The 13,170-nt window shown below is 49.0% G+C and carries 8 protein-coding genes and 2 pseudogenes; 7 read left to right on the top strand and 3 right to left on the bottom strand.

Features of this window, described 5'->3' with window-relative positions; translation table 11 throughout:
- The first annotated feature begins 24 nt into the window (after positions 1 to 24).
- The 7 genes and pseudogenes from D368_RS01210 to D368_RS01180 all read left to right on the top strand — a co-directional run bounded on the left by D368_RS01210 (position 25) and on the right by D368_RS01180 (position 10,587).
- Entirely contained in the window at positions 25 to 3,711 is a 3,687-nt protein-coding gene (locus D368_RS01210) for a nitrate reductase subunit alpha (RefSeq protein ID WP_128574482.1), read from the top strand.
- Complete coding sequence (gene narH, locus D368_RS01205) at positions 3,701 to 5,164, top strand: nitrate reductase subunit beta (RefSeq protein WP_128574481.1); 1,464 nt, start codon at positions 3,701 to 3,703, stop codon at positions 5,162 to 5,164. The genes D368_RS01210 and narH overlap by 11 nt, the downstream gene beginning before the upstream one ends.
- Positions 5,165 to 5,174: 10 nt before the next feature.
- Positions 5,175 to 5,746 (top strand): annotated as a pseudogene (gene narJ, locus D368_RS01200) (nitrate reductase molybdenum cofactor assembly chaperone).
- A pseudogene (narI, locus tag D368_RS01195) lies at positions 5,743 to 6,413 on the top strand (respiratory nitrate reductase subunit gamma). Before narJ ends, narI begins: the two co-directional pseudogenes overlap by 4 nt.
- Positions 6,414 to 6,551: 138 nt before the next feature.
- Positions 6,552 to 7,181, top strand: coding sequence for a YitT family protein (locus D368_RS01190; RefSeq protein WP_069473611.1), 630 nt, complete (start codon positions 6,552 to 6,554; stop codon positions 7,179 to 7,181).
- Positions 7,182 to 7,276: 95 nt separating this feature from the next.
- Positions 7,277 to 8,779: a cardiolipin synthase gene (cls, locus tag D368_RS01185; protein ID WP_069473610.1), complete on the top strand. Its 1,503-nt coding sequence runs from the start codon at positions 7,277 to 7,279 to the stop codon at positions 8,777 to 8,779.
- An 80-nt stretch (positions 8,780 to 8,859) separates the two neighbouring features.
- Entirely contained in the window at positions 8,860 to 10,587 is a 1,728-nt protein-coding gene (locus D368_RS01180; RefSeq protein WP_025853595.1) for an ABC transporter ATP-binding protein, read from the top strand.
- A gap of 66 nt (positions 10,588 to 10,653) precedes the next feature.
- Here D368_RS01180 and D368_RS01175 read toward each other — a convergent pair whose 3' ends face one another.
- The 3 genes from D368_RS01175 to cls (D368_RS01165) form a co-directional block, all read right to left on the bottom strand.
- On the bottom strand, positions 10,654 to 10,926 hold the full coding sequence (locus tag D368_RS01175) for a hypothetical protein (protein ID WP_003151087.1): 273 nt from the start codon (positions 10,924 to 10,926) through the stop codon (positions 10,654 to 10,656).
- A 68-nt stretch (positions 10,927 to 10,994) separates the two neighbouring features.
- Positions 10,995 to 11,957 (bottom strand): UV DNA damage repair endonuclease UvsE, encoded by a 963-nt coding sequence (uvsE, locus tag D368_RS01170; protein WP_103526565.1) that lies wholly within the window; start codon positions 11,955 to 11,957, stop codon positions 10,995 to 10,997.
- A gap of 12 nt (positions 11,958 to 11,969) precedes the next feature.
- Positions 11,970 to 13,169 carry a cardiolipin synthase gene (gene cls / locus D368_RS01165; RefSeq protein WP_071392417.1) on the bottom strand — a complete coding sequence of 400 codons (1,200 nt, stop codon included), beginning with the start codon at positions 13,167 to 13,169 and terminating at the stop codon, positions 11,970 to 11,972.
- Position 13,170: the final 1 nt, after the last annotated feature.

Below are 13,170 nucleotides of genomic sequence, written 5' to 3'. Positions count from 1 at the left end.
CTGACTCGGAAGGAGTGAACGATCATGAAGAAAAAGAAAATGAGTCCGTTGCTCAGGAGATTAAACTATTTTTCTCCTATCGAACATCATTCAAATCATCATAGCCAAACGACAAGCGAAGATCGTGATTGGGAGAATGTATACAGAAACAGATGGCAGTACGACAAAGTCGTTCGCTCCACCCACGGCGTCAACTGCACGGGTTCTTGCAGCTGGAATATTTATGTGAAAAACGGAATTGTCACGTGGGAAGGACAAAACTTGAATTATCCATCAACAGGCCCGGATATGCCTGATTTCGAACCGAGAGGCTGTCCGCGGGGGGCCAGTTTTTCATGGTACATCTACAGCCCGCTCCGTGTGAAATATCCATATGTGCGAGGTGTGCTGATCAATTTGTGGCGGGAAGCACTGCAGACGCATCAAAATCCGCTGGATGCCTGGAAATCGATCGTTGAAAACCCTGAAAAAGCGAAGTCCTATAAACAGGCAAGAGGGAAAGGCGGCTTTGTCCGCGCGGAATGGCCGGAAGTGCTGAAGCTGATTTCAGCCTCTCTGCTGTATACAATGATGAAATACGGGCCTGACCGGAATGTCGGTTTTTCTCCGATCCCGGCGATGTCCATGATCAGCCACGCATCAGGTTCGCGATTCATGTCTTTAATCGGCGGCCCAATGCTCAGTTTTTATGACTGGTATGCGGATCTCCCGCCGGCGTCCCCGCAAATTTGGGGCGACCAGACGGACGTTCCGGAAAGCAGTGATTGGTACAATTCAGGCTATATCATCACATGGGGCTCCAACGTTCCGTTAACGAGAACGCCTGATGCGCATTTTCTGGCGGAAGCCCGCTATAAAGGCGCCAAGGTTATTTCAATCAGTCCCGATTTTGCGGAGTCCTCAAAGTTCGCGGATGACTGGCTGAGTATTCGCCAAGGGACTGACGGGGCGCTTGCGATGGCGATGGGTCACGTCATTTTGCAGGAATTTTACGCGAACCAAGAAACTGAACGTTTTATTGAGTACGCGAAGCAATACACTGATTTTCCATTTCTCGTCACTCTGTCAAAGGAAAATGGCGTATACACTGCGGGGCGGTTTTTGCATGCGAAAGACATCGGGCGGCAGACAAAGCATGATCAGTGGAAGCCGGCTGTCTGGAATGAACAGACAGGTGCGTTTGCCATACCGCAAGGAACAATGGGCTCCCGCTGGGACGGGCAGCAGAAATGGAATCTGCATATGATCGACGAAGACACCGGGGAACAGATCGAGCCCCGTCTCTCCGTGCTCGGAATAGAGGATGAAATCAGTACAGTGCGCATTCCGTATTTTTCAAATGACGGAAACAAAGTGCTTGAGCGGAATCTTCCTATTAAAAAATTGGATCTGAATGGTGAAGAGACGTACGTCACGACCGTGTTTGACTTGATATTGGCAAACTACGGCGTGAACCGGGGCATCGGCGGACAATCAGCCGCATCTTATGATGATCCCCGTCCGTTTACACCTGCCTGGCAGGAACAGATCACGGGAATTAAAAGAGAAGCCGTTATACAGATTGCCAGGGAGTTTGCTCAAAATGCGATCGATACAGACGGCAGATCGATGATTATCGTAGGGGCGGGAATCAACCACTGGTTCAACTCCGACACGATTTACCGTGCGGTGTTAAATCTTGTTTTACTCGTAGGCGCCCAAGGCGTAAACGGCGGAGGCTGGGCCCATTACGTGGGGCAGGAAAAGCTCCGTCCTGCTGAAGGGTGGCAGACGATCGCAACCGCAAAGGACTGGGAAGGCGTGCCTAAACTGCAAAACGGCACCTCATTTTTTTACTTTGCGACAGACCAGTGGCGTTATGAAGACCAGCCGATCAGTGACTTGGCTTCACCGATAGCCGCGTCATCCCGCTACAAGCATCACGCCGATTACAATGTGCTGGCAGCGCGATTAGGGTGGCTGCCGTCCTATCCGACATTCAATCAAAACGGCATTGACCTGTACAAAGAAGCTGAAAAAGCGGGGGCGGCGACACCTGAAGACGTTGGTGCGTATGTAGCCTCACAGCTTCAGGACAAAAAGCTGAAATTCGCGATTGAAGACCCGGACAATGAAGTGAATTTCCCAAGGAATCTCTTCGTCTGGCGGGCAAATCTGATCTCAAGCTCAGGAAAAGGGCATGAATATTTTCTCAAGCATCTGCTGGGGACGACGAACGGTCTGATGAATGACGACAGCGACAGCATCCGCCCTGAAGAAATCAAATGGCGGGAACAGGCGCCGGAAGGCAAGCTTGACTTGTTAATCAATCTCGACTTTCGAATGGCCGGTACGGCGCTGTATTCCGATATCGTGCTGCCGGCGGCGACATGGTATGAAAAACACGATCTCAGCAGCACGGATATGCACCCGTTTATTCATCCCTTTGCTCCGGCGATCTCGGCGCCGTGGGAATCGAGGTCAGACTGGGATATTTTTAAGGCGCTGTCAAAAGCCGTTTCCGACCTGGCGGAAGAAGTCGAGATGGAGCCGGTGAAAGAGGTAGTCGCGACGCCGCTCCTCCACGACACGATGCAGGAATTGGCCCAGCCGTTCGGAAAAATCAATGACTGGAGCAAGGGCGAATGTGAAGCCATTCCGGGAAAAACGATGCCGAACATCCATGTCGTTGAACGGGATTACAAACACATTTTTCATAAAATGACCGCACTCGGTCCTAACGCTGCTTTAAAGCCGAGCGGAACAAAAGGGATGAGCTGGTCGATTGCGGATGAATACGAATCACTCAAACAGAGACTGGGAGAAACCGATTCAGACGGCGTTGCCAAAGGATGCCCGAATATAAGTGAAGCAAAGCAGGCGGCAGAAGCGATTTTAACCCTGTCGTCCACCTCAAATGGAAAGGTCGCCGTGAAAGCATGGGAATCGCTTGAAAACATCACCAACCTGAGGCTGAAAGACCTGGCGGAAGAACGCGAGGAAGAATGCTTTACGTTCGAGCAAATTACAGCCCAGCCGAAAACGGTCATCACGTCTCCGGCTTTTACCGGCTCAGAAAAAGGAGGGCGCAGATACTCGCCGTTTACGACGAATGTGGAAAAATTAATCCCGTGGCGGACGCTGACAGGCAGACAATCCTATTATGTCGATCATGAACTGATGATGGAATTCGGTGAAACGATGGCGACATTTAAACCGATCCTCCAGCACCGCCCGTTCCTAAGCAAGCGGCCTGATCAAGAGGGCAAAGAGATCGTTCTTAATTATTTGACGCCGCATAATAAATGGTCCGTTCACAGCATGTATTTTGATTCCCTGCCGATGCTGACGCTGTTCCGGGGCGGGCCGACCGTGTGGATGAATAAAGATGACGCAGAGGACACGGATATCAAAGACAACGATTGGATTGAATGCTTCAACCGAAACGGCGTTGTCGTGGCGAGAGCGGTTTTGTCTCACCGGATTCCTAAAGGAATGGCGTTTATGCACCATGCCCAGGACCGCCACATCAACGTGCCCGGCACAAAACTGACGAATAACCGCGGAGGCACCCATAACAGCCCGACAAGGATTCACGTCAAGCCGACCCAGATGATCGGGGGCTACGCACAGCTCAGTTACGGCTTTAACTATTACGGTCCGACGGGGAATCAGCGCGATCTGAATGTCGTCATTCGCAAGCTGAAGGAGGTCGATTGGCTTGAAGATTAAAGCGCAGATCGGGATGGTCATGAACTTGGATAAATGCATCGGCTGCCACACGTGCAGCGTCACCTGCAAAAACACGTGGACAAATCGTTCCGGTGCGGAATATATGTATTTTAATAATGTCGAAACAAAGCCCGGCATCGGCTACCCGAAGCAATGGGAGGACCAGGACAAATATAAAGGCGGCTGGACATTGAAAAAAGGAAAGCTCGAGCTGAAATCAGGCCCGAAAACGAATCGGCTAGCAGGCCTTTTCTATAACCCGAACCAGCCGACGATTGATGATTACTATGAACCTTGGAACTATGATTATGAAACATTAACAAACAGTCCGCAGAAAAAGCACCAGCCGGTGGCACGGCCGAAATCGTCATTGACGGGTGATTTTATGAATATCGAATGGGGCCCGAACTGGGAGGATGATCTCGCGGGCGGCCATATTACAGGGCTTGAAGATCCAAACGTTCAAAAAATGGAGGAATCGATCAAAACAGAATTCGATGAGGTCTTTATGATGTATCTGCCCCGTATTTGTGAGCACTGCATCAATCCGGCATGCGTGTCCTCCTGCCCGTCCGGCGCCATGTACAAACGTGAGGAAGACGGCATCGTACTCGTTGATCAAAACGCGTGCCGTTCATGGAGATATTGTGTCTCATCCTGTCCTTATAAAAAAGTCTATTTTAACTGGCAGACGAACAAAGCGGAAAAATGCACACTCTGCTTTCCGCGCTTGGAGGCGGGGCTGCCGACCATCTGCTCCGAAACGTGTGTGGGCAGAATCCGCTATCTCGGCGTCATGCTGTACGACGCGGACAAAGTGGAGGAAGCGGCCTCCGTTGAAAATGAAAAGGATCTCTACCATTCCCAACTGGACGTTTTTCTTGATCCGAATGATCCTGAAGTTGCCAAACTAGCAAAAGAACAAGGCATCCCGGCTGAATGGATAGAGGCCGCGCAGCAATCGCCAATCTATAAAATGATCATCGATTGGAAGATTGCGCTGCCGCTTCATCCTGAGTACCGTACGCTGCCGATGGTTTGGTACATTCCGCCGCTCAGCCCGATTATGAATCTCTTTGAAGGAAAAGGCAGCCGGCAAACGGCGGAAGATATTTTCCCGGCTATCGACCAAATGAGAATTCCGATTGACTATTTGGCCCAGTTATTAACGGCCGGTGATACGGATCATATTCGGTCAACGTTAAAGAAAATGTCCGTCATGCGTCAGTATATGAGGGCGGTCCAGACGAATAAATCCATCGACGCGGCACTGATCTCCGGTGTCGGTTTAACAGAACAGCAAATTGAAGACATGTATCGGCTGCTTGCGATCGCCAAATATGATGACCGCTTTGTGATCCCGAGCAGCCATCGTGAAGAAGTGTCTGATTTATACGCTGAACAAGGAAGCTGCGGCTTGTCATTTTCAGGCGGCCCCGGCTCTTGTTTCTAACTTTTGATAAATGAGGTGGAACAAGATGAACACCACAGACCGGCAAATGACGTTCGCAGCTCTTTCCATTCTTCTCTCTTATCCGGATGAAGAGTGGAGAGCCGGGCTTCCCGATTGGGAGGCTCTTATCCATGACATCACCAATCAGCAAATTCGTGAGAAACTGCTGCAATTTTTCGAGGCGGCAGCCAGGTTTTCTCGAGAAGCGCTGATTGAACACTATGTGTATACGTTCGATTTCGGAAAAAAACGAATATGTACGTCACCTACTTTAACTCAGGCGAACAAAGGGAACGCGGCATCGAATTGCTGCATTTAAAAAACACCTACCAGCAATCCGGTTTCCTGCCGACAGAGAAAGAACTGCCTGATTACCTGCCGCTGATGCTGGAATTCGCCGCAGTTGCGGAGATTGAAGCGGTGAGAAGCGTGTTTGAGAAATACCTGTCCAATGTGAGGGAGCTGGCTTCCCGCCTCGAAAAAAATGACAGCCTCTATGCTGAGCTGCTGCACGTGCTGCAGGCCGCGCTGGAAAGCATCGGTGTACATGAAAGCACTGAAGAAGGGGCTGTTCAGGCATGAGCGGGCAGATCCTGTGGGGGATTATGCCGTACATTGTATTGACGATCTTTATCGGCGGGCATATTTACCGCTATCAGCATGACCAATTCGGCTGGACGGCGAAATCAAGCGAGCTGTTAGAAAAGAAAAACTCGCGGCGGGCAGCACACTTTTTCATTGGGGACTGCTGTGCGTTGTCGGCGGACATGTCATGGGAATTCTGATCCCGGAAGGCGTGTATGCTGCACTTGGCATTTCAGAGCATACGTATCACAAAATGGCGATCGGCGCAGGCCTGCCGGCGGGGATTGCGGCATGTACCGGACTAGTGATCCTGACGTACAGAAGGCTGTTTGACAAAAGAATCCGCAAAACCAGCTCGCCATCGGATATCCTGACGCTCCTCCTGCTGCTGTTCATGATGCTGTCAGGCGTTGCGGCCACGTTTCTCAACATTGATTCGAAAGGATTTGATTACAGGGCAACAGTCGGGCCGTGGTTCAGGGAAATTGTTTTGTTCCGGCCTGACGCTTCTTTGATGGAAAGTGTCCCGCTATGGTTTAAGTTTCATATCATCATAGGGTACGTCGTTTTTATTCTCTGGCCGTTTACAAGATTGGTTCACGTGTTCAGCCTGCCCCTCAAGTATTTGACCCGCAGCTATGTTGTCTATCGGAAACGCACGTAAAAATCCCCCTGCAAGAGGGGGATTTTTTATGGTGAGAAAATAAAAACATAAGATATTTTCTGCCAAGGTAATGGCTGGGCGGCGGGGATTCCTGTTATGTTTTATTTGGAAATAACATCAACAAAAGGAGAGTGAAGAATGAAGCGGATTTTCCTCATTTTAGCCGCCTGTCTGATGACAAGCGCCGGCATCCTGACACTCAGACATTCTCATGTATTAACCGGCGGCACAGCGGGACTGTCACTAAGCCTGTCATACTTGTTTCATTCCTCGTTTGCGATTATCTTCTTTCTGATCAATATCCCGTTTTATATATTTTCTCTCATCAGAATGGGAATCAAATTCACTCTATCCACCGTTTTTGCAGTCACAGTGCTGACTCTGTTTACCGGCGCGGATCACTGGCTGCCGCCGGTCTCTGTTTCACCGCTTGCCGGGGCGATTTGCGGCGGGGCGCTGATCGGGTTCGGCCTGTCGCTCATGTTTTATCATCAGGCATCGCTCGGCGGCGCCAATATCCTCGCTTTATTTCTGCAAAAGCGCTGCGGATGGAATCCGGGTGCCGTTAATTTCCTCTTCGATTTTGGCGTCGTGCTGGCCGGCATTTTCTCCGTCGGATTGCTGAAAGGGCTCTTCTCCTTAGTGTCGATTGCGGTTACCGGTCTGATCATCGGCATCTTCAAAAATAAAATCAAAGGCAGCTGCTCGCTTAATCCGGCATTGCTTCAGAACATCACACCCGGCCAGTCACAGGAAGTGTCATCATAATCCTTTCCGCTCGTGCGGAGAGGATTTTTCATATGTTTACAGGCCGGAAAACAGAGGGTATACAGAGATATCGGATCAGATGGGAGAGAGTCGGGATGCTGAAAAGGAGACTGGAATTTTGCTTTTTATATATGATGCTTATCGGAGCATATGTCATATGGTTTTTTCCGGTTTCCAGGCTTGAGTTTTACGGAGGGTTGCTTTGCTATGCAAGCATTATTTTGTTCAGCATCTATTCGTTAATTCTTGAAAACCGCACCTCGCAGCACACGCTGTTATGGATTCATATTCTTGTGTTTTTTCCGATCGCCGGGTACTTATTTTACCTGTTTTCCGGCCAGCTTTATGAAAAAGGCAAGCTGTTCAGGTCAAAACGGACATACAACCGGGAAAAGCTGAGAACGATATTTGATATGGAACAGACGCCCGATCTATCCGGGCTGAAAGGAAATCAGAAGCGTTTCTTTCAATATTCAATCAAGGCGTCCCATATGAATATCAATACAAAAAGCAGGCTGAAGGTGCTCAAAAACGGGGACGAAACATTTCCGGAGCTGTTTGAAGCGCTCAGGTCGGCAGCATCATTTATACATATTGAGTATTACATGTTCAAATCAGACATGCTTGGGCACAAGATGATGGACATTATGATGGAAAAAGCGCGTCAAGGCGTGGAGGTGCGGTTTTTGTTCGACGCGGCCGGCAGCCTGAAGCTGGCCGGCAAAGACATTAAAAAACTGAAACACGCGGGCGTGAACATCGTCCCGTTTCTGCCGCTGAAATACGGTTTTTTCAACCAAAAATTCAATTTCAGAAATCACCGCAAGATCGTCATCGTTGACGGGAAAACCGGTTTTGTAGGCGGGCTGAATGTCGGCAAGGAGTATATCGGCAAAGACCAAAGTGTCGGTTTTTGGCGGGACACCCATATGAAAGTCGAAGGAGAAATCGTTCAGACGCTCCACAGCATTTTTATGCTTGATTGGGAATACGTTTCGGATGAGGTGCTGATTGATCAGAAAGCATACAGCCGCCCGGTCCCTGCAGAAAGCGGCGGCGTCTATCAAGTCGTTCCGACGGGCCCCGATATGAAGGAACGGATGAGCGATCTGTATTATGCCATGATAGCGGCGGCCGAATCATCTGTATGGATCGCGACGCCTTATTTCGTGCCGAATGAGCCGATCCGCACAGCGCTAAAGGAGGCTGCTGCCAGAGGCGTCCGGGTGCGAGTCATGGTGCCGGAAACCAATGACGGATTTTTAACCCAGTACGCGACGAGATCGTATTTCCCCGAGCTTCTTCGCGAAGGAATCGAAGTCTATTCCTATCAAAAAGGCTTTATGCATCAAAAGGTGCTCATCACTGACGGAAACCTCGCCTCTGTCGGGACGGCGAACATGGACATGAGAAGCTTTCAGCTGAACTTTGAGGTCAATGTCTTTTTTACAGATCAAAAGGCGATCAAAGATCTTGAAGCGCATTATCTGGAGGATATGAGAGAGTCTGAGAAAATCAGCCCCGTCCGTTTCTATAAGCGCACATTATGGGAAAGAACGAAGGAATCCTTCGCGCGGTTATTTTCCGGCGTTTTATAAAAAACGCTTTTAAAACTCCTTGTGTATAGTATAATTGAGAAATATTATCATTAGGAACGAGGCACAAGGAGGACGGAATCGTGCTGCGACAATTTTTTTCTTATTATAAACCGTACAAAAAGCTGTTTTTTCTCGACTTCTTTTCTGCCATCGCCGGCGGATTGATGGAGCTGAGTTTTCCTTTGATTGTCAATTACTTTATCGATACATTGCTCCCGGGGCGGGATTGGCGTCTGATTATTTTGACTTCCGCTGCTTTATTCGGAGTCTACGCCCTCAGCTCGGCGCTTCAGTATGTTGTGACGTATTGGGGCCATATGCTCGGCATTAACATTGAAACCGATATGCGGAAAAAGCTTTTTGACCATCTGCAAAAGCTTTCGTTCAAATTTTACGATAACAACAAAACGGGCAGTTTAATGTCCAAGCTCACCAATGATTTGATGTATATCGGAGAAACCGCCCACCACGGGCCTGAAGACCTGTTTATCGCGGTCATGACGATTTTGGGCGCGTTCGGTGTGATGCTGTTCATTAACTGGCAGCTCGCGCTGTTGACCTTTATCATTATGCCGGTCGTCATTTGGCTTGCTTTGTATTTTAATAAAAAAATGACCTCTGCGTTTACAAAACTGAACAAAGACGTCGGAGACTTCAGCGCGAGGGTCGAAAACAATATCGGCGGCATTCGTCTTGTTCAGGCTTTCAGCAATGAAGCGTTTGAAAAGCAGCGGTTTGACGTGAACAATCAGCGTTTCCGCAAAACAAAGCTGACGTCATATAAAATCATGGCGAAAAACGGCTCGATCAGTTACATGCTGACAAGATTCGTCACGCTGTTCGTCCTGTTGTGCGGGACATGGTTCGTGATCCGCGGATCGTTATCTTACGGAGAATTCGTCGCTTTTGTGCTGCTGACGAACGTTCTGTTCCGTCCGATTGATAAAATCAACGCGATTATTGAGCTGTATCCGAGAGGCATAGCCGGTTTTAAAAGCTTTATAGAAATAATGGAAACGGAGCCTGATATCAAGGACGCCCCGAACGCGAGACATGTGTCCGGTTTAAAAGGGAATATCCGTTATGATGGTGTGTCATTCGGTTACGAAGAAAACAGCCCGGTTCTGTCGGGAATCAATTTGTCCATTCATGCCGGGGAGACAGTCGCATTCGTCGGGCCTTCGGGAGCGGGGAAATCAACGCTGACAAGTCTGCTGCCGCGCTTTTATGAGCCGTCTGAAGGCGTGATTTCCATCGACGGTATCGATATTAAGGACATGACGCTGTCATCATTGCGCGGACAAATCGGCGTCGTCCAGCAGGATGTCTTTCTGTTTTCCGGCACATTGCGGGAAAACATTGCGTACGGGCGGCTCGATGCGTCTGAGGAAGAAATCCGGCAGGCCGTCCGCCAGGCACATTTAGAGGATTTGGTAAACGGGTATCCCGACGGTTTAAACACGGTGATCGGCGAGCGCGGCGTGAAGCTGTCAGGCGGGCAGAAGCAACGGCTTTCCATCGCCAGAATGTTTTTGAAAAACCCGTCGATCTTAATTTTAGACGAGGCTACATCAGCCCTCGATACAGAAACGGAAGCCGCCATTCAAAAATCGCTGCAAGAGCTGTCTGAAGGACGCACAACGCTTGTGATCGCCCATCGGCTGGCTACGATTAAGGATGCGGACCGGATCGTCGTCGTCACGAAAGAAGGCATCGCTGAACAAGGTCATCATAAGGAACTGCTGGCATCCGGCGGCATGTACCAGAGACTCCATCAGGCCCAATTCGGCGAGCTGATACATGAATAATGGAAAAAGGATAGACGAGCGGGGGCCGGGCAGCCTCCTGTCTATCCTTTTTTATGTAGTCCTTATTTAATGGGCTTCTTTTTGCGCAGGTTCGATGATATGTTTGAAACGGTCAACAAGCTGCACCGCTTTCTTTCCTTCCACTACAATTAAATATTCTTGTTCTTTATGAGCCATTCTGAACGTTTCCAGCTCAATGATATCTTTGATTTTGCACATTGTTTTTTTAGAGTAGATATACAGCTCGTGGCCTCCCGTGTGGCAAAGCTGATAAAGCTGAAGCATGTTTCTTAAAGTGAACTTCTTAGCGGCTATTTTCAAAGATGTAATGTTTTTCATGTGTTTTCTCCTCCGTCTGATGGTCTGTTATTTCGGAAATTCCCCATATGAACGGGTGATAAACCTGGTTATACCTTCCACCTCAGCACTCCGCCCGCCAGGCGTTTAACTCCGCGGATGGCGCTTAATTCTTCGACGAGCCGGAGCAGCGCCCGGTCTTTCTCTTTCGCCTCAATCATAAAATCGATGTCCGTATCCCATTGTCTGAACCGCTCCAGCACCGGCAGAATAAAATTCGCATCCACATAGTCCGCATGACTGCGTACGGCTGATTCTGATTTTGGCGAGGAGAGATGGACCTTCGGCTTTAAGCCGATCCGCTGCCATGTTTTGATCATCCGCGGAAGAATGTCATCTAAATCAGCGTCATCTGTCGGATTGGCGTAAAAATGGTGATAATCAAACACAAACGGAATGCCTTCTTGCTCACATACACTGAGTGTTTCCTCGGACGTATATGTTTTATCATCGTTTTCTAAAGTCATCCGCTGTTTGATGACATCGGGAAGTTCTTTCAGATTCACGCGGAAACGGCCAAGCGCGCTTTGTTTGTCACCGTAAGCGCCTCCGACATGGATGTTGATGACGGAACGGTCCGCGATGCCCATTGCGTCCAGCATGTTATAATGATAGGCCATATCCTTGACCGCATTTGCGGTAATCTCCCGTTTCGGGCTTGTAAAAAGCGTGAATTGGTTCGGATGAAAGCTCGTTCTGAGGTCATATTTTCTGACCAGCCCGCCGATCTCACGAAACTCCTGGCGAAACGGCGTGATAAAATCCCACATTACATCCGGGTGCGTGGCGAGCGGCACAATTGAGCTTGAGAACCTGTATAAAGGGATGCCGTGGCCGACCACATAGTGGAGGGTGCGCAGCGTATTGGTAAGATTTGCTTTCGTCACAGAAAGCAGGGCGTCTTTCCGCTCACTGCGGGAAAGCTTGGTATAGCGCGCATATGTTAAGGTTTTGGCGGGGGACGCGTCCCAAAGGCACATGGCGTTTGCGACGAATCCGAATCTGAACAGCATATGGTTTCTCCTTTATAAAAAGTAAGATACGGCCTTTCCCAGCCATTCTGCAGGAAGCTGTCTGACGGAGCGCTGTTTCACTTTTTCTAATGTGAGAAGCTCGCATTTTTCGATGTCCTGCTTTATGGTTGAAAGCACTTCCTTTGTAAAGGCTTCATCATGAATGATGACATTCACCTCTTCATTCCAGAACAGGCTCCGTTTATCAAAATTCGGCGTGCCGATAATGCTGATGCGGTCATCTATAATGAAGGCTTTAACATGATAAAAGCCTTGATAATACCGATAAATGAGGCAGCCGGCCTTCAGAAGCTCGGGATAATAGGCAAAAGCTGTTTCCCGAACGAGCGGGTGGTCTGACTTCATCGGCACGATCAAGATGACTTTGACGCCTTTTCGGCAGGCTGAAATAAGCGCTTCCTGAAGCTTTTTGCTCGGTACATAATAAGGCGTGCCAATAATGATTTTTTTCTCCGCCTTACGGATGCAGTTTTCATAATGCGATTCAAGCGAAAACCCGTCAGATGCATATGTCCTATGAGAGATATTCCCTTCGGATAATGCCGGATAAACCCCGGGTGATTCGGGTGCTTTTCCGGTGTTTCGTTTCAGATCGCTTACAAACAGAGTCTGAAGATCCGCCGTGCCTTCGCCGGTCATCCGCAGGTGATAATCCTCCCAGTTTCCGAACTTCGCTTTTTTGCCGAGGTACTCTTCAGCGATATTAAAACCGCCGACATAGCCGATTTTGCCGTCAATGACGGTCACTTTCCGGTGATTCCGTTTTTGCAGCCTGAAAAAAAGAAACGGAAATGCCGGTTTATTTAGAAAATGAACGTGAACGCCGGCTTTTTTCATCGTTTGAATGGAAGGCTTTTTCACTTGGCGGCTGCCCGCCCAATCGAGCAGCAGATATACGGAGACGCCGGCCCGGGCCTTTTCTTTCAATAAATCAAACATCTCATGGCTGACTTGGTCGTTCTTCATAATAAAAAACATCATATGAATAGAAGAGACGGCTTGGCGGATATCAGCCGTCATCTGCTGCACAAGCTCGCTGCCGCAGTGAATAAGTCTGATATCACTTTTTTTCGGGTCAAAAACGGGCTCATACGCCTGTTTTTTGTACGCCGCCCGGCCAAGCAGCATATCAAGCAGCATAAGTGCGATCAATATGATAAAAATGACAAGCAACACAAAAATGACCTTCATA

This window comes from Paenibacillus lentimorbus NRRL B-30488 (assembly GCF_000411595.1).
In the GTDB taxonomy this organism is placed as follows: Bacteria; Bacillota; Bacilli; order Bacillales; family Bacillaceae; genus Bacillus; species Bacillus velezensis.
This window is presented reverse-complemented; position numbering and strand designations above follow the sequence as displayed.

Excerpts from the sequence above, each read along its gene's own strand:
- uvsE (WP_103526565.1), bottom strand. The coding sequence starts at position 11,957 with ATGCTGTTCAGATTCGGATTCGTCGCAAACGCCATGTGCCTTTGGGAC.
- D368_RS01175 (WP_003151087.1), bottom strand. The coding sequence starts at position 10,926 with ATGAAAAACATTACATCTTTGAAAATAGCCGCTAAGAAGTTCACTTTA.
- D368_RS01210 (WP_128574482.1), top strand. The coding sequence starts at position 25 with ATGAAGAAAAAGAAAATGAGTCCGTTGCTCAGGAGATTAAACTATTTT.
- D368_RS01190 (WP_069473611.1), top strand. The coding sequence starts at position 6,552 with ATGAAGCGGATTTTCCTCATTTTAGCCGCCTGTCTGATGACAAGCGCC.
- cls (WP_069473610.1), top strand. The coding sequence starts at position 7,277 with ATGCTGAAAAGGAGACTGGAATTTTGCTTTTTATATATGATGCTTATC.
- cls (WP_071392417.1), bottom strand. The coding sequence starts at position 13,169 with ATGAAGGTCATTTTTGTGTTGCTTGTCATTTTTATCATATTGATCGCA.